The organism is Pseudomonas sp. FP597 (assembly GCF_030687435.1).
Taxonomy (GTDB): domain Bacteria; phylum Pseudomonadota; class Gammaproteobacteria; order Pseudomonadales; family Pseudomonadaceae; genus Aquipseudomonas; species Aquipseudomonas lactucae.
On record NZ_CP117432.1, the window covers coordinates 1167493 to 1185003 of the forward strand.

Below are 17511 nucleotides of genomic sequence, written 5' to 3' on the forward strand. Positions count from 1 at the left end.
GTTTGGCACAGGAATGTGCAGCCCGCAAAGCAAAGAGCAAAAGTGTGTGGTGAAAATGTCCGGCGAATCAGCTGTCGAAGGCATCTTTGAGCCAGGTCAGATCAGCTGTGCCTGACGGGGTGCTGTCCATGGCAACCACATCGAAACGGCAGGGGGAATCGGCCCAGCGAGACTCTTTTTGCAGGAAAAACTGCGCGGCGAGTATCAGCTTCTGACGCTTGCGCCCGTCGATACTGGCGAGCGCGCCACCCCATTGTGCGTGTTTTCTGTAGCGGACTTCGACGAATACTACTGTATCGCCGTCAAGCATGACCAGATCAAGCTCGCCGCGTTTGCACAACCAGTTCTGCGCCAGGAGGCGCAGACCCTGTTGCTGCAAGTGTTGCAGCGCTTGTTGTTCGGCGTCCTTGCCGCTTTGCGCGCTGGACCGCTCGGGCATCAGCGCGGGGTGTCCGGCAGGCGTTGGATCTCGCCACCGACAAACTTTGCCCATGGCATCTGGCGGTCAACACGCTGGTTGGCGCTGATGCCCAGGTTGCCCGAGAGGCCGTCAACGCGTGTGTCCGGCAGAGCCTTGAGCTGGCCCAGGCGTGGCGCCAGGCGGTAGGCATCGACGCCCATCGCGTACAGCCGACCAAGGCTGCCATTGGCTTGTGGCCATTGTGCGGCGACCTGGTTGCGCAGCGGGTCGGTGGTATTGAGCAGCCAAGGGGTTTCGCAGAACATCACGTTGGTCATGTCCAGGTACTGGTTGCGGTCACCGCTGGCACTGAAGACATGGGATGTCGCATACACCGGCACGTCACCGGCGTACTGGAAGTTCAGGGTCGGCTTGATCTGCTGGGCCAGTTGCGGGGTGACGGCCAGGAAGATGAACTCGATGTCCTGGCGACGCGACGGTTGTGCCGCTACGTCGGTACCGACGGTGCTTTGCAGGCTCTTGGCGCGGCCTTCGCTCTTGCGCAGTTGGAACAGGTCTGCGATCTGCTGGGCCAGGGCCACCGGCTGGTCGACATACTCGACACCCATGACGGTGCCGCCATTGGCTTCCCAGTCCTGGCGGAAAGCTTTGTAGACACGCTCACCCCATTCACCACGCGGCACCATGGCCGCGGCACGGTGCAGGCCATCGGCGCGGGCACGGCGCGACACTTCGCGGGCTTCGTCCTCAGCGGCCAGACCGAACTGGAACAATTGGGCCGGGCCTTGATCCGTTTCGCTGTAGTTCAGTGCCAGGGTCGTGATCGGCAATTGGGCGCGTGCGCTGAGTTGCTTGACCAGCGGTTTCTCCAACGGACCGACCACCAATTGCACGCCGGCGGCCTGGGCCTTGGCGTAGAAGTCGTCGATGGAGGTCAGGCGCGAGCTGTCATAGAACTCGATCACCGGCGGCTTTTGCCCCGCTTGCTCGGCCTGGTAGTGGGCGGCCATGAAGCCTTCGCGCAGCGCCTTGCCGACGGAGGCGAGGGGGCCGTCCTGTGGCAGCAACAAGGCGATCTTGTTCAGTGGCTGGCTGGCCAGTTCCTTGAGCTTGGTCAGCGGAGTCGGCAGTTGCACCGCAGCAGGGTGCCCAGGGTTCTGCGCGCGCCAGGTGTCGATGGCCGCTTGTTGCTGCTCCAGCGTGCCGGCACCCTTGACCGCCTGGGCCAAGGTGATCCAGCCGTCCAACACAGGGTTGCCACTGGTCTGCAACTGTTCGGCAGGCAAGGCGGCAATCAAGGTCCAGATGGCTTCGTGATTGCTCTTGGCGGCATCCCCCGTCAGTAATGGCGCCATGGCCACACGCTCGCGAGCCGCGGCCAGGATCTGGCCATCGGCTTCATACGCGCGGGCGTGCACGGTGCCGGTCCGGATCTGCTGTTCTGCCGGCAGCTCCTTGAGGCTCTGCAGGCTCGGATGGTTCAAGGCGGTCAACGCCGCCTTCGGCTGGTTGCGACCCATGGCCAATTCGGCGGCGAGGGTGCTGGCGAATATCTGCGCGGCAGGCTTGAGGATATCCAGGGGCACTTGCGCAAGAATCTGCGACGAGCGGCCAGGGTTGTTCTGGCGGTAGGCCATGTCAGCCGCACTCAGGCGCAGCAATGCGGCCTTTTCTGGCGTCTTGGCGGTGGCGGCCTGTTCGAGCAGTTGCTCGATACTGGCGTCTGGGGTCCGTGGAAGGTCGCCAAGGCTGGACGAGGGCGAGCTGGCGCAGGCGGCCAGCAAGGCAGCGAGGCAGAGGGCGGAGAGCAGCCGCAGGCAAGCGATCATGTAAGTGTTCCTGATACCGATCAAATTAGCGTGGAAGTGTACCCAAGCACTGGCCCAGGCGCGATGTTACTGGCGTGAAACCGTCGATTTAGGTCGTGCAAATGTTGCTATGGGTGATCAACGGCTGAAAGGGTATCGGCCGTGCTGGCATATTTTAAACGCCTCTACGCGCTACAATGTGGCTTTTGCCAACCATCGAGGTGTGCGTTTTGACTGCTCCAGGTCCTTTGAATTCCACTGCAGGCTCGCTTTTTGTCGTGGCGACGCCCATTGGCAACCTGGACGACATCAGTGCCCGTGCGCTGAAAGTGCTGCGCGAGGTCAAATTGATCGCGGCGGAAGACACGCGACACTCCCAACGGTTGATGCAGCATTTTGGTATCAGCACCCCACTAGCGGCATGCCACGAGCATAACGAGCGCGAAGAGGGCAGTCGTTTTATCGTTCGGCTGCTGGCCGGTGACGATGTGGCGCTGATCTCCGACGCGGGGACGCCGCTGATTTCCGATCCCGGCTACCACCTGGTGCGCCAGGCGCGGGCGGCTGGTATCAATGTAGTGCCTGTTCCGGGTGCGTGCGCGCTGATCGCGGCATTGTCCGCGGCGGGACTGCCCTCCGATCGTTTTATTTTCGAAGGTTTCCTGCCGGCCAAGGCGGTGGGACGGCGTGCCCGTCTGCAGGCGGTAAAGGAAGAACCGCGCACGCTGATCTTCTATGAAGCCCCGCACCGCATCCTGGAGTGTCTGCAGGACATGGAGCTGGTTTTCGGTGGCGAGCGCCTGGCGTTGCTGGCGCGTGAACTGACCAAGACTTTTGAAACGCTCAAAGGCCTGCCGCTTGAAGAGCTGCGTGCGTTTGTCGAGGGTGACAGCAATCAGCAGCGCGGTGAGTGCGTGGTATTGGTGGCGGGCTGGACCGCGCCGGAGGCTGAAGACGCCGTCGGCAGCGAGGCCATGCGCGTGCTGGACCTGCTGCTCAAGGAAATGCCGCTCAAGCGCGCGGCCGCCTTGGCTGCGGAGATAACCGGCGTGCGCAAGAACGTGTTGTATCAGGTGGCGCTGGATAAGCAGAAAGCCGAATAGTTCCGGGTTTGAACCGGTATTTCGTCTGAACGTGATAGCAATGGCCCACTTTTAATACTTGTCCTGAGGCCGTCGTGCCGTTAACCTGCGCGGCGGAGAGTCGATTGGACAGTCGCTGCCCTCTATGAAAATTAGGGGGGGGAGGAAAGTCCGGGCTCCATAGGGCGAAGTGCCAGGTAATGCCTGGGAGGCGTGAGCCTACGGAAAGTGCCACAGAAAATAACCGCCTAAGCGCTTCGGTGCCGGTAAGGGTGAAAAGGTGCGGTAAGAGCGCACCGCACGACTGGCAACAGTTCGTGGCTAGGTAAACCCCACTTGGAGCAAGACCAAATAGGGTCCCAAGGCGTGGCCCGCGCTGGGACCGGGTAGGTTGCTAAAGATGTCCAGTGATGGCCATCGTAGACGAATGACTGTTCAAGACAGAACCCGGCTTACAGATCGACTCTCCACCTTTTTCTTCTGTCAGGCCTCTGGCAGAAAACCGGTAGTAACGCAAGAATCCCTCCCTGCCAAATCAATGGCAGATGCGTCTTCGTAATACCAAAAAAATCTTACTCTTAATAAATCACTTTAACTTTAAGTCGCAGCTCTTTGAGCTGTCAGCGCTTGCTGAGTCAAAAACCTCGCCTAACTCTGGTTTCTCCTCCTTTTACGCTCCTAAATCTCCGTTCTGTAAGGCTTTTCCTTGAATCCGTGCCTTGACGGTGTGGTGGGCGCATTCCTATAGTGTGCGCAAGTGGCGGAAAGTGGCACAAAGTGGGTTTTTTTGACGTAAAACGCTAAAATTTGGAGAAACGCATCTGTGTTTCGCGGAGCTAACGCTATCAGTCTCGATGCAAAAGGCCGTCTCGCCATGCCGAGCCGGTATCGTGACGAGCTGATTTCGCGAAGTTCCGGACAATTGATCATCACGATCGATGCCGTTGACCCTTGTTTATGTGTTTACCCCCTCGATGAGTGGGAGTTGATTGAAACCAAGTTGCGCGCCCTGCCTTCATTGCGTGAAGAAAACCGCCGCCTGCAGCGTTTGCTGATCGGTAATGCCGTCGACCTCGAACTCGATGGCAGCGGTCGTTTCCTGGTGCCGCCGCGTCTGCGCGAGTACGCCAAGCTGGATAAGCGCGCAATGCTGGTCGGCCAACTGAACAAGTTCCAATTGTGGGACGAAGATGCCTGGGATGCTGTTTCAGCAGCTGACCTGGCTGCTATTCAACAACCGGGCGCCATGCCTGATGAACTGCGTGATTTGATCCTGTGACTATTGATAGCGGCTTTAACCACATCACCGTACTGCTTGACGAAGCCGTTGAGGCTCTCGCCGTACGCGCGGATGGCTGCTATCTGGACGGCACCTTCGGCAGGGGTGGGCATAGCCGGTTGATACTCAGCCAGCTCGGGCCCGGCGGCAAACTTCTCGGGTTTGACAAAGACCCTCAAGCGATTGCCACCGGGCAAGCGCTGGCGGCCGAAGACGGCCGCTTTGTCGTTGTGCAGCGCAGCTTTGCCGAGCTGGGCGCCGAAGTGGCCGAGCGCGGCATGGCAGGCAAGGTGGCCGGGGTTCTGCTCGACCTTGGCGTGTCGTCGCCACAGCTCGATGATCCGGAGCGCGGCTTCAGTTTCATGAACGACGGCCCCCTCGACATGCGCATGGACCCTACCCGTGGGGTCAGCGCCGCACAATTCATCGCCACCGCGCCGGTGGAAGAAATTGCCCGCGTATTCAAAGAGTACGGTGAAGAGCGCTTCGCCGGGCGCATGGCCCGTGCCGTGGTCGAGCGCCGCGAGCTCCAGCCGTTCGAGCGCACCGCCGACCTGGCCGAAGTGCTCAAGGTTGCCAACCCGGCCTGGGAAAAGGGCAAGAACCCGGCGACCCGTGCGTTCCAGGGCCTGCGCATTCACGTCAATAACGAATTAGGTGATCTGGAAGCCGGCCTTGAGGCTGCGCTGGATGCCTTGGAAGTGGGCGGTCGTCTGGTGGTGATCAGCTTCCATTCCCTGGAAGACCGGATCGTCAAACTGTTCATGCGTCGCCTGGTCAAGGGCGAATCCGACAACCTGCCGCGCAACCTGCCGGTACGTTTCGAAGCCTTTGTGCCAAAAATCAAGATCCATGGCAAAGCGCAGTTCGCCTCTGAAGCCGAACTCAAGGCCAACCCACGCTCGCGCAGTGCCGTCATGCGTGTCGCGGAGAAGTTGCGGTGAGCAAGCTGTTCGCCAAGCCCCTCCCGGGCGGCAGCTTCTTCATGTTGCTGCTGTTTATCGGCGTGCTGGTGTCCGCGATCGCGGTGTCCTACAGCGCCCACTGGAATCGCCAGTTGCTTAACACCCTGTACGGGGAGTTGAGCGTGCGTGACAAGGCGCAGGCCGAGTGGGGCCGCTTGATTCTGGAACAAAGCACCTGGACGGCCCATAGCCGTATCGAAGTGCTGGCCACCGAGCAGCTGAAAATGCACATTCCGGGCGCGGCCGAAGTTCGGATGGTGGCGCCATGATGAAACTCGAAGGGGCACTCTACCCATGGCGCTTTCGCTTGATGCTCGGCTTGCTGGCCTTGATGGTGGGCGCGATCGTCTGGCGCATCTTCGACTTGCAGGTGGTCGACCGTGACTTCCTGATCGGTCAAGGCGATGCGCGCAGCCTGCGTCATATCCAGATTCCTGCGCATCGCGGCCTGATTACCGATCGTAATGGCGAGCCTCTGGCGGTCAGTACGCCGGTCACTACCCTGTGGGCCAACGCCAAGGAATTGCAGGTCGCCAAGGATCGCTGGCCGGCGCTCGCCGCAGCCCTGGGGCAAGACCCTAAAGCCTTGGCCGAACGCCTTGACGCCCAGGCCAATAAAGAATTCATTTACCTGGTTCGTGGGCTCACCCCCGAACAAGGCCAGCAGGTGCTCGACCTTAAAGTCCCCGGTGTCTATGGCATCGAGGAATTTCGTCGTTTCTACCCGGCCGGCGAGACCACGGCGCATATGGTGGGCTTTACCGACATCGACGATCACGGTCGCGAAGGTGTGGAGCTGGCCTACGATGAATGGCTGGCCGGCGTTCCCGGCAAACGACAAGTCATCAAGGATCGGCGCGGCAGACTGATCAAGGATGTCCAGGTCACCAAAAACGCCAAGGCCGGCAAGCCCTTGGCGTTGTCGATTGACCTGCGCCTGCAGTACCTGGCCAACCGCGAGCTGCGCAACGCGATCATCGAGAACGGCGCCAAGGCCGGCAGCCTGGTAATCATGGACGTCAAGACCGGCGAGATCCTCGCCATGGTCAACCAGCCGACCTATAACCCGAACAACCGTCGCAACCTGCAACCGGCGATGATGCGCAACCGCGCCATGATCGACGTGTTCGAGCCGGGTTCGACCATGAAAGCCATCTCCATGAGTGCCGCCCTCGAAACCGGACGCTGGAAACCCAGCGACAAAGTCGAGGTGTATCCAGGCACCTTGCAGTTGGGCAAATACACCATTCGAGACGTGTCGCGCACCGAAGGTCCGGTGCTGGATCTGACAGGTATCCTGATCAACTCCAGTAACGTGGGCATGAGCAAGGTTGCTTTCGATATCGGCGGCGAGACCATCTACCACCTGGCGCAAAAAATCGGCCTGGGCCAACCCACCGGCCTGGATTTCCCAGGTGAGCGCGTCGGTAACCTGCCGAACTACCGCGACTGGAAAAAAGCCGAGACCGCCACGCTTTCCTATGGTTACGGCCTGTCGGTGACCGCGATCCAACTGGCGCACGCCTTCTCGGTATTGGCCAACAATGGCCGTATGGTGCCGTTGAGCCTGATCCACGTCGACGAAGCGCCGAAAGCCACCCAGGTAATTCCGGAAAACGTCGCCAAGACCATGCAAGGCATGCTGCAACAAGTGATCGAAGCGCCGCGCGGTGTGTTCCGCGCCCAGGTGCCGGCCTATCACGTGGCAGGCAAGTCCGGTACCGCGCGTAAAACCTCGGTGGGCACCAAGGGTTATGCCGAAAACTCATACCGTTCGCTGTTCGCCGGCTTCGGCCCGATGAGCGACCCGCGCTATGCCATCGTCGTGGTGATCGACGAGCCGAGCAAGGCCGGTTACTTCGGTGGCCTGGTATCGGCGCCGGTGTTCAGCAAAGTGATGTCCGGCACCCTGCGCCTGATGAACATCACGCCGGACAACCTGCCGCCGACCCAGCAAGCGAACGCCGCGCCACCGGCCGCTGCAGTCAAAGCCAATGGAGGGCGCGGCTGATGTCTCTTAGCCTGAACAAGATTTTTGCCCACGCCGGCCGCGATCTGCTGATTCGCGAGCTGACCCTGGACAGCCGTAATGTGCGCGCCGGTGACCTCTTCCTGGCGGTGCCGGGCGGGAAGTTCGATGGCCGTGCGCACATCGCCGATGCCTTGCAGCGCGGCGCGGCGGCCGTGGCCTATGAAGTGGACGGCGCCACCGTGCTGCCGATCACCGACGTGCCGCTGATTCCGGTCAAGGGCTTGGCCAAGCAACTGTCCGATATCGCCGGCCGCTTTTATGGCGAACCGAGTCGCCACCTCAACCTGGTGGGCGTGACGGGCACCAACGGCAAGACCAGCGTGACCCAATTGGTCGCCCAGGCCCTCGATCTGCTGGGCCAGCATTGCGGCATCGTCGGCACCCTGGGCAGCGGTTTCTACGGCGCCCTGCAAAGCGGCCTGCACACCACACCGAACCCGATTGCCGTGCAAGCGACCCTGGCTGACCTGAAGAAGGCCGGTGCCAAGGCGGTTGCCATGGAAGTGTCGTCCCACGGTCTGGACCAGGGCCGCGTCACCGCCCTGGCATTTGACGTGGCAGTGATGACCAACCTGTCCCGCGATCACCTGGATTACCACGGCACCATGGAGGCGTATGCCGCCGCCAAGGCCAAGCTGTTTGCCTGGAATGACCTCAAGTGCCGGGTGGTGAACCTGGACGATGAGTTCGGACGCCACCTGGCCGCCCAAGACAGCGAGTCGCGCCTGATCAGCTACAGCCTGCAGGATTCCAGCGCGTACCTGTATTGCCGCGAAGCCCAGTTCAACGACGAAGGCGTGCGCGCCACCCTGGTGACGCCACAAGGCGAGCACCACCTGCGCAGCACCTTGCTCGGTCGTTTCAACCTGAGCAACGTGCTCGCCGCCATCGGCGCCTTGCTTGGCCTGGACTACGCCCTCGACGAAATTCTCAACGTATTGCCCAAGCTCGAAGGCCCGGCCGGCCGCATGCAACGCCTGGGCGGCGGTGAGCAGCCGCTGGTGGTGGTCGATTATGCCCACACCCCGGATGCCCTGGAAAAAGTCCTCGAAGCCTTGCGCCCTCACGCCAAAGGCAAGCTGCTGTGCCTGTTCGGCTGCGGCGGTGATCGCGATCGCGGCAAGCGCCCGTTGATGGCCGAGATCGTCGAGCGCCTGGCCGATGGCGTGCTGGTCACCGATGACAACCCGCGTACTGAAGACCCGGGCCAGATTTTCGACGATATCCGCGCAGGTTTCAAAGACGCGTCCAAGGCCGCCTTTGTTGCCGGTCGCGGTGCCGCCATTGCCCAATTGATCGCCAGCGCCAGTGCTGACGACGTGGTGGTGTTGGCCGGTAAAGGTCACGAGGACTACCAGGAAATCAACGGCGAGCGTCACGCCTTTTCCGATCTGGTCGAGGCCGATCATGCCCTGACCGCCTGGGAGGTTGCCCATGCTTAAGGCCATGACGTTCAGCGAACTGTCCCAGGCCCTGTCGGCCCGCGTCCTGTCGAGCGATTGCCGCTTCGACGGCGTGAGTATCGACAGCCGCGCGATCAAACCGGGGCAATTGTTTGTCGCCTTGACCGGGCCGCGCTTCGACGGCCACGACTACCTTAATGATGTCGCCGCCAAAGGCGCCGTCGGCGCGTTGGTGCAGTGCGAAGTGCCTGAGTCGACCTTGCCGCAGTTGCTGGTCGCCGATACCCGCCTGGCCCTGGGCCAACTGGGTGCGCTGAATCGCGCCGCGTTCGATAAGCCGGTTGCAGCCGTCACCGGCTCCAGCGGCAAGACCACGGTCAAGGAACTGCTCGCCGGTGTACTGCGTACCCGTGGTCCGGTGCTGGCGACCCGTGGCAACCTGAACAACGATTTCGGCGCGCCGCTGACTCTGCTCGAACTGGCCCCGGAACACACGGCGGCCGTGATCGAGCTGGGGGCTTCGCGTGTCGGTGAAATCGCCTATACCGTGGCGTTGACCAAGCCTCACGTGGCGATTATCAACAACGCCGGTACCGCCCACGTGGGTGAGTTCGGTGGTCCGGAAAAGATCGTCGAAGCCAAGGGCGAAATCCTTGAAGGCCTCGATGCTTCGGGTACTGCGGTATTGAATCTCGACGACAAGGCCTTCGAGACCTGGCGTGCCCGCGCCGCCGGTCGCAAGGTCCTGACGTTTGCCGTGCTGAACGCCGCCGCCGATTTCCATGCATCCGACATCACTGTCGATGCCCGTGGCTGTCCGTCGTTCATCCTGCACACCCCGCAGGGTCGCGAGCCGGTGCAACTGAACCTGCTCGGCAACCATAACGTTGCCAATGCCCTGGCCGCCGCCGCAGCCGCCCATGCCCTGGGCGTGTCGCTGTTCGGTATCGCCACTGGCCTGGGGGCGGTGCAGCCGGTCAAGGGCCGCACCGTCGCGCAGTTGGCGACCAACGGCATGCGCGTGATCGATGACACCTACAACGCCAACCCGTCCTCCATCAATGCCGCCGTGGATCTGCTTAAAGGCTTCGACGGCCGCAAGGTGCTGGTCCTGGGCGATATCGGTGAGTTGGGCGAATGGGCGGAACAAGGCCACCGCGAAGTCGGCGCGTATGCCGCCGGTAAAGTCGACGCGCTCTACGCCGTCGGCCCGAACATGGCCTACGCCGTGAATGCCTTTGGCCCCGGTGCGCAGCACTTCGCCACCCAGGCCGAGCTGATCCAGGCGCTGACGGCGGCCGAACACGATAAACACACAACCATTTTGATCAAGGGATCGCGCAGCGCGGTGATGGAAAACGTCGTCGTAGCCTTGTGTGGCTCAAGTACGGAGAAACATTAATGCTGCTGCTGCTGGCTGAGTATCTGCAACAGTTCCACAAAGGCTTTGCGGTCTTTCAGTACCTGACCCTGCGCGGGATCCTGGGTGTACTGACCGCGCTGTCGCTGTCGCTGTTTTTAGGGCCGTGGATGATCCGCACCCTGCAGAACCTGCAAATTGGTCAATCGGTTCGTAATGACGGCCCGCAGTCGCACCTGTCCAAGTCCGGTACCCCGACCATGGGCGGCGCGCTGATCCTGTCGTCCATCGGCATCAGCACCTTGCTGTGGGCCGATCTGCATAACCGTTACGTGTGGGTGGTCCTGCTGGTGACGCTGTTGTTCGGCGCCATCGGTTGGGTCGATGACTACCGCAAGGTGATCGAGAAGAACTCCAAGGGGTTGCCGAGTCGCTGGAAGTATTTCTGGCAGTCCGTGTTCGGCCTTGCCGCCGCGATCTTCCTCTACACCACGGCGCCAAGCGCGGTGGAAACCACCTTGATCATCCCGATGCTCAAGGACGCCAGCATTCCACTGGGTATTGGCTTTGTGGTACTGACCTATTTCGTGATCGTCGGCTCCAGCAACGCCGTGAACCTGACCGACGGCCTCGACGGCCTGGCGATCATGCCGACGGTGATGGTGGGCGGTGCGCTCGGTATCTTCTGCTACCTGTCGGGTAACGTGAAATTCGCCGAATACCTGCTGATTCCTTACGTGCCGGGCGCGGGCGAACTGATCGTGTTCTGCGGCGCGCTGATCGGTGCCGGCCTGGGGTTCCTGTGGTTCAACACCTACCCGGCACAAGTCTTCATGGGCGACGTCGGCGCGCTGGCGCTGGGCGCGGCCCTGGGCACCATCGCAGTGATCGTTCGCCAGGAAATCGTGTTGTTCATCATGGGCGGTGTGTTCGTGATGGAAACCCTGTCGGTGGTCATCCAGGTGGCGTCCTTCAAGTTGACCGGGCGCCGTGTGTTCCGCATGGCGCCGATCCACCACCACTTTGAACTCAAGGGCTGGCCCGAGCCACGCGTGATTGTCCGTTTCTGGATCATCACCGTGATTCTGGTCCTGGTCGGCCTTGCCACCCTGAAACTGAGGTAGAAACGAGTGTCCCTGATCGCTTCAGACCACTTCCGCATCGTTGTCGGCCTCGGCAAGAGCGGCATGTCCCTGGTTCGCTTCCTGGCGAACCGGGGCACGTCGTTTGCCGTGGCCGATACGCGGGAAAATCCACCGGAGCTGGTCACGCTGCGCCGTGACTACCCGCACGTGGAAGTGCGTTGTGGCGAGTTGGATGTCGAGTTTCTATGCCGCGCCGATGAGCTTTACGTGAGCCCTGGCCTGGCCCTGGCGACACCGGCCCTGCAAGCCGCTGCGGCGCGTGGCGTGAAGCTGTCGGGCGATATCGACCTGTTTGCGCGTCACGCGAAGGCGCCGATCGTGGCCATCAGCGGTTCCAACGCAAAAAGCACCGTGACCACCCTGGTTGGCGAGATGGCCGTGGCGGCCGGCAAACGCGTGGCCGTGGGCGGCAACCTCGGTACGCCGGCACTGGACCTGCTCAGCGATGAGGTCGAGCTGTACGTGATGGAGCTGTCGAGCTTCCAGCTGGAAACCACCCACGACCTGGGCGCTGAAGTGGCCACCGTGTTGAACGTCAGTGAAGACCACATGGACCGCTACAGCGGCCTGCCTGCGTATCACCTGGCCAAGCACCGGATCTTCCGCGGCGCCAAGCAGTTTGTGGTCAACCGCCAGGATGCCCTGAGCCGTCCGCTGATTGGCGAGGGCATGCCCTGCTGGACCTTCGGCCTGGGCAAACCTGACTTCAAGGCCTTCGGCATCCGCGAAGAAAACGGCGAGAAATACCTGGCCTTCGAATTTCAGAACCTGATGCCGGTGCGCGAGTTGAAAATTCGTGGCGCCCATAACCAGTCCAACGCCCTGGCCGCGTTGGCGTTGGGGCATGCCGTCGGCTTGCCGTTCGACGCCATGCTGTCGAGCCTGCGCACCTTCGGCGGCCTTGAACACCGTTGCCAATGGGTGCGCGACCTGGACGGCGTCAGCTATTACAACGACTCCAAGGCCACCAACGTCGGCGCGGCATTGGCCGCTATCGAAGGCCTGGGCGCCGATATCGACGGCAAGCTGGTACTGATCGCCGGTGGCGATGGCAAGGGGGCCGACTTTAAAGACCTTAAAGCGCCCGTTGCCGCGCATTGCCGCGCCGTGGTGTTGATGGGCCGCGATGCCGATTTGATCGCCGCTGCCCTGGGTGATGCCGTGCAGCAAGTGCGCGCCACGTCCCTGGACGACGCGATCGCCCAGTGCAAAGCCCTGGCCCAGCCAGGCGATGCGGTGCTGCTGTCGCCGGCGTGCGCCAGTTTCGACATGTTCAAGAACTACGAAGAGCGCGGCCAGCTGTTCGCCCGCGCCGTGGAGGCCTTGGCATGAGTATCGACTTCAGAAACATCATCAAGCCGTACCCGTCGCCGATCATTACCGGGCGCGGTATCGACCTCGACTTCCCGATGCTCGCCGGTTGCCTCGCGCTGCTGGGCCTGGGCCTGGTGATGATCACCTCGGCATCCTCTGAAGTGGCCGCCGTGCAGTCGGGCAACACCCTGTACATGATGATCCGACACCTGGTGTACCTGATCATCGGCCTGGGCACATGCATCGTTACCATGATGATCCCCATCGCCACCTGGCAACGCCTGGGTTGGCTGATGCTGATCGGTGCGTTCGGCTTGCTGGTCATGGTGATCCTGCCGGGCATCGGCCGCGAAGTGAACGGCTCCATGCGCTGGATCGGCTTCGGTGCGTTCAACGTGCAACCGTCGGAAATCGCCAAGGTGTTCGTGGTGATTTACCTGGCCGGTTACCTGGTCCGTCGCCAGAAAGAAGTGCGCGAAAGCTGGATGGGCTTCTTCAAACCGTTCATCGTGCTGCTGCCCATGGCTGGCCTGTTGCTGATGGAACCCGACTTCGGCGCCACCGTGGTCATGATGGGCGCCGCGGCGGCGATGTTGTTCCTCGGCGGCGTCGGCTTGTTCCGGTTCACCTTGATGGTGGTGCTGGCGGTGGCCGCGGTGACTGTTCTGGTGCAGGCGCAACCCTACCGGATGGCGCGTCTTATCACCTTTACCGACCCGTGGTCCGATCAGTTCGGTTCCGGCTACCAACTGACCCAGGCCTTGATCGCCTTCGGTCGCGGCGAGTGGCTGGGCGTGGGCCTGGGCAACAGCGTGCAGAAGCAGTTCTACCTGCCCGAAGCGCACACCGACTTCGTGTTCTCGGTGCTTGCCGAAGAACTGGGCGTGGTGGGTTCGCTGTGCACCGTGGCGCTGTTCGTATTCGTCTGCGTACGCGGCATGTACATCGGCTTGTGGGCCGAGAAGGCCAAGCAATATTTCGCCGCGTATGTGGCCTATGGTTTGTCGTTCCTGTGGATCGGCCAGTTCCTGATCAACATCGGCGTGAACGTCGGGCTGCTGCCGACCAAAGGCCTGACCTTGCCGTTCCTCAGCTACGGCGGCAGTTCGTTGGTGATTTGCTGCGCCTGTCTGGGCTTGTTGCTGCGCATCGAGTGGGAGAGTCGAACCCACCTGGGCAGCGAAGAGATGGAGTTCAGCGAAAGCGACTTCGCCGAGGAGCCGACCCATGGGCGCTAATGTGCTGATCATGGCCGGCGGTACTGGGGGGCATGTGTTCCCGGCCCTGGCCTGTGCCCGTGAGTTCCAGAACCGTGGTTACACCGTGCACTGGTTGGGAACGCCGCGTGGCATCGAAAACGAATTGGTGCCGGCCGCCGGTTTGCCGCTGCATCTGATCAACGTCACCGGCCTGCGCGGCAAGGGCAAATTGTCCCTGCTCAAGGCGCCGTTCGTGTTGCTCAAGGCCGTATGGCAGGCGCGCAAGGTCATCCGTGACGTGAAGCCGGTGTGTGTACTCGGTTTTGGTGGTTATGTGACCGGCCCCGGTGGCGTCGCCGCCAGGCTCGCCGGTGTGCCCGTGATCGTGCACGAGCAGAACGCCGTCGCCGGTACCGCCAACCGTTTGCTGGTGCCCTTGGCCGCGCGGGTGTGTGAAGCGTTCCCGAACACCTTCGGTGCATCGAGCAAACGTCGCACCACCGGCAACCCGGTGCGCACCGAACTGTTCATGGATATCGCGCGTCAGGCCCTGGCCGGGCGCAAGGCGCATCTGCTGATCCTGGGCGGAAGCCTGGGCGCGGAGCCGTTGAACAAGTTGCTGCCGGAAGCGGTGGCGCAACTTCCTCAGGAAGTGCGCCCGGAAATCTTCCACCAGGCCGGCAAGAACCACGATGAAGTCACCGCCACGCGTTACCGCGACGCCGGTGTCGAGGCGAACGTACAGCCTTTCATCAAAGACATGGCCCAAGCCTATGGCTGGGCCGACCTGGTGGTCTGTCGCGCTGGTGCGCTGACCGTCAGTGAACTGGCCGCCGCCGGTCTGCCGTCGTTGCTGGTGCCTTTGCCCCATGCGATCGACGATCACCAGACCCGCAACGCCGAATATTTGGCCGGGGAGGGCGCTGCCTTCCTGCTGCCGCAAAGAACGACTGGCGCCGCCGATTTGGCCGCACGCCTGACCGAGGTTTTGATGCAACCGGAACGACTCAACCGCATGGCGAGCACCGCAAGCCGCCTGGCCAAACCTGACGCAACCCGCACCGTGGTCGATATCTGCCTGGAGGTGGCCCATGGTTGAGAATCAGAAAGCCATGCCACAACCGGAAATGCGCCGTATCCGTCGCATCCACTTCGTCGGGATCGGCGGCGTGGGCATGTGCGGTATTGCCGAAGTACTGCTGAACCTGGGCTACCAGGTCTCCGGTTCGGACTTGAAGGATTCGCCGGTCACCGAGCGCCTGAAGTCCTTTGGCGCACAGATTTTTATCGGCCACCGCGCCGAGAACGCCGCCGAGGCCGACGTGCTGGTGGTGTCCAGCGCCGTGAACACCTCCAACCCGGAAGTGGCCACCGCTCTTGAGCGCCGTATTCCCGTGGTACCGCGCGCCGAAATGCTGGCCGAGCTGATGCGCTATCGCCACGGCATCGCCGTCGCCGGTACCCACGGCAAAACCACCACCACCAGCCTGATCGCCTCGGTGTTCGCCGCCGGTGGCCTGGACCCGACTTTCGTGATCGGTGGCCGCCTGAATGCAGCCGGTACCAATGCCCAACTGGGCACCAGCCGCTACCTGATCGCCGAAGCCGACGAAAGCGATGCGAGCTTCCTGCACCTGCAACCGCTGGTGGCCGTGGTCACCAACATCGACGCCGACCACATGGCGACCTACGACGGCGACTTCAACAAGTTGAAGAAAACCTTCGTCGAGTTCCTGCATAACCTGCCGTTCTATGGGTTGGCGGTGGTGTGCCTGGACGACCCGGTGGTGCGCGAGATCCTGCCGCAGGTCAAACGCCCGACCGTGACCTACGGCTTCAGCGAAGACGCTGACGTGCGTGCGATCAATGTGCGCCAGGAAGGCATGCAAACCTATTTCACCGTGCTGCGTCCCGACCGCGAGCCGCTGGATGTGTCGGTGAACATGCCGGGCAACCACAACGTATTGAACTCCCTGGCGACCATCTGCATCGCCACCGACGAAGGCGTCAGCGATGAAGCCATCGTCGAAGGCCTGTCGCGCTTTGCCGGTGTCGGCCGTCGCTTCCAGGTCTACGGCCAACTGCCGGTAGACGGCGGTGATGTGATGCTGGTGGACGACTACGGTCACCACCCGACCGAGGTCGCCGCCGTGATCAAGGCCGTGCGTGGCGGCTGGCCGGAGCGCCGTCTGGTGATGGTGTACCAGCCACATCGCTACAGCCGCACCCGCGACTTGTACGACGATTTCGTCAATGTATTGGCCGATGCCAACGTACTGCTGCTGATGGAGGTCTACCCCGCCGGTGAAGAACCGATCCCGGGTGCCGACAGCCGCAAGTTGTGCAACAGCATCCGTCAGCGTGGCCAGTTGGACCCGATCTACATCGAGCGCGGTGTCGACCTGGCGCCAATCGTCAAGCCGCTGCTGCGTGCCGGCGACATTCTGCTGTGTCAGGGTGCCGGTGATATCGGCGGCCTTGCTCCCAAATTGCTGGCGAGCCCGCTGTTTGCGGCCAAGAAGGGGGCGTCGAAATGACCACTGACTACGCCTCTCTGTTTTCTACGATTGCGCCTGCCGACTTCGGCCGCGTGGCCGTGTTGTTCGGCGGCAAGAGCGCCGAGCGCGAAGTGTCGCTCAAGTCCGGCAATGCCGTGCTCGCGGCGCTGCAAAGCGCCGGCGTGAATGCGTTCGGTATCGACGTGGGCGATGACTTCCTGGCGCGCTTGCAGGCCGAGAAGATCGACCGCGCCTTCATCATTCTTCATGGCCGTGGCGGTGAAGACGGCAGCATGCAGGGCCTGCTGGAGTGCGCCGGCATCCCTTACACCGGCAGCGGCATCCTTGCCTCGGCATTGGCGATGGACAAGTTGCGCACCAAGCAGGTGTGGCACAGCCTGGGGATTCCCACCCCGCGTCACAGCGTGCTGTGCAGCGAAGACGATTGTATTTCTGCGGCCAAGGAACTGGGCCTGCCTTTGATCGTCAAACCAGCCCATGAAGGCTCCAGTATCGGCATGGCCAAAGTGAACTCGGCCGCCGAATTGATCGACGCATGGAAAGCGGCAAGTACCTACGATTCGCAAGTGTTGGTGGAACAGTGGATCCAGGGTCCCGAGTACACCATCGCCACCCTGCGTGGCCAGGTATTGCCGCCCATCGCATTGGGCACGCCCCACACTTTTTACGATTACGACGCCAAGTATGTGGCCTCCGATACCCAGTACCGGATCCCATGTGGCCTTGACGCAACCAAGGAACAGGAATTGATGGACCTCACGGCGAAAGCCTGTGAGGCGCTGGGTATCGCCGGTTGGGCACGGGCAGACGTGATGCAGGATGACCAGGGGAATTTCTGGTTCCTGGAAGTCAACACCGCACCGGGCATGACCGACCACAGCCTGGTCCCGATGGCCGCTCGCGCCGCCGGTCTGGATTTCCAGCAGTTGGTGCTGGCGATCCTGGCGGCAAGCGTCGCCGGTGAAGAAAGGAAACGAGGCTAAG

15 protein-coding genes and 1 other RNA gene are annotated in these 17511 nt (G+C 62.0%); 14 read left to right on the plus strand and 2 right to left on the minus strand.

Annotated elements, in window-relative coordinates; genetic code table 11:
- Positions 1–67: 67 nt before the first annotated feature.
- Positions 68–439 (minus strand): YraN family protein, encoded by a 372-nt coding sequence (locus PSH66_RS05380; RefSeq protein ID WP_003171864.1) that lies wholly within the window; start codon positions 437–439, stop codon positions 68–70.
- Complete coding sequence (locus tag PSH66_RS05385) at positions 439–2250, minus strand: penicillin-binding protein activator (RefSeq protein ID WP_003171866.1); 1812 nt, start codon at positions 2248–2250, stop codon at positions 439–441. The genes PSH66_RS05380 and PSH66_RS05385 overlap by 1 nt, the downstream gene beginning before the upstream one ends.
- 176 nt (positions 2251–2426) lie before the next feature.
- Between PSH66_RS05385 and rsmI the strand changes: the two genes are divergently transcribed.
- The 14 genes from rsmI (at position 2427) to PSH66_RS05455 (ending at position 17510) form a co-directional block, all read left to right on the plus strand.
- Positions 2427–3332, plus strand: a complete 906-nt coding sequence (gene rsmI, locus PSH66_RS05390) for a 16S rRNA (cytidine(1402)-2'-O)-methyltransferase (RefSeq protein ID WP_141064037.1) — start codon at positions 2427–2429, stop codon at positions 3330–3332.
- A gap of 96 nt (positions 3333–3428) precedes the next feature.
- Positions 3429–3782, plus strand: an RNA gene (gene rnpB / locus PSH66_RS05395) — RNase P RNA component class A.
- Between the two features lie 352 nt (positions 3783–4134).
- The gene (gene mraZ, locus PSH66_RS05400; RefSeq protein WP_003171868.1) at positions 4135–4590 is read left to right on the plus strand and encodes a division/cell wall cluster transcriptional repressor MraZ; all 456 of its coding nucleotides are present in this window, start codon (positions 4135–4137) and stop codon (positions 4588–4590) included.
- On the plus strand, positions 4587–5534 hold the full coding sequence (gene rsmH, locus PSH66_RS05405) for a 16S rRNA (cytosine(1402)-N(4))-methyltransferase RsmH (protein WP_003171870.1): 948 nt from the start codon (positions 4587–4589) through the stop codon (positions 5532–5534). The genes mraZ and rsmH overlap by 4 nt, the downstream gene beginning before the upstream one ends.
- Positions 5531–5824, plus strand: coding sequence for a cell division protein FtsL (gene ftsL / locus PSH66_RS05410; RefSeq protein WP_003171871.1), 294 nt, complete (start codon positions 5531–5533; stop codon positions 5822–5824). Before rsmH ends, ftsL begins: the two co-directional genes overlap by 4 nt.
- Positions 5824–7566, plus strand: coding sequence for a penicillin-binding protein 2 (locus tag PSH66_RS05415; RefSeq protein ID WP_003171872.1), 1743 nt, complete (start codon positions 5824–5826; stop codon positions 7564–7566). Before ftsL ends, PSH66_RS05415 begins: the two co-directional genes overlap by 1 nt.
- Positions 7566–9029: a UDP-N-acetylmuramoyl-L-alanyl-D-glutamate--2,6-diaminopimelate ligase gene (gene murE, locus PSH66_RS05420; RefSeq protein ID WP_141064038.1), complete on the plus strand. Its 1464-nt coding sequence runs from the start codon at positions 7566–7568 to the stop codon at positions 9027–9029. Before PSH66_RS05415 ends, murE begins: the two co-directional genes overlap by 1 nt.
- Positions 9022–10392, plus strand: coding sequence for a UDP-N-acetylmuramoyl-tripeptide--D-alanyl-D-alanine ligase (gene murF, locus PSH66_RS05425; protein ID WP_305428520.1), 1371 nt, complete (start codon positions 9022–9024; stop codon positions 10390–10392). The genes murE and murF overlap by 8 nt, the downstream gene beginning before the upstream one ends.
- Positions 10392–11474, plus strand: coding sequence for a phospho-N-acetylmuramoyl-pentapeptide-transferase (mraY, locus tag PSH66_RS05430; protein WP_003171875.1), 1083 nt, complete (start codon positions 10392–10394; stop codon positions 11472–11474). The genes murF and mraY overlap by 1 nt, the downstream gene beginning before the upstream one ends.
- Before the next feature lie 6 nt (positions 11475–11480).
- Positions 11481–12827 carry a UDP-N-acetylmuramoyl-L-alanine--D-glutamate ligase gene (gene murD / locus PSH66_RS05435; protein WP_305428521.1) on the plus strand — a complete coding sequence of 449 codons (1347 nt, stop codon included), beginning with the start codon at positions 11481–11483 and terminating at the stop codon, positions 12825–12827.
- Complete coding sequence (gene ftsW / locus PSH66_RS05440; protein WP_003171877.1) at positions 12824–14047, plus strand: putative lipid II flippase FtsW; 1224 nt, start codon at positions 12824–12826, stop codon at positions 14045–14047. Before murD ends, ftsW begins: the two co-directional genes overlap by 4 nt.
- Positions 14037–15107, plus strand: a complete 1071-nt coding sequence (murG, locus tag PSH66_RS05445) for an undecaprenyldiphospho-muramoylpentapeptide beta-N-acetylglucosaminyltransferase (RefSeq protein WP_003171878.1) — start codon at positions 14037–14039, stop codon at positions 15105–15107. The genes ftsW and murG overlap by 11 nt, the downstream gene beginning before the upstream one ends.
- Positions 15100–16545 (plus strand): UDP-N-acetylmuramate--L-alanine ligase, encoded by a 1446-nt coding sequence (gene murC / locus PSH66_RS05450; protein ID WP_003171880.1) that lies wholly within the window; start codon positions 15100–15102, stop codon positions 16543–16545. The genes murG and murC overlap by 8 nt, the downstream gene beginning before the upstream one ends.
- Positions 16542–17510: a D-alanine--D-alanine ligase gene (locus tag PSH66_RS05455; protein ID WP_003171881.1), complete on the plus strand. Its 969-nt coding sequence runs from the start codon at positions 16542–16544 to the stop codon at positions 17508–17510. The genes murC and PSH66_RS05455 overlap by 4 nt, the downstream gene beginning before the upstream one ends.
- Position 17511 lies beyond the last annotated feature (1 nt).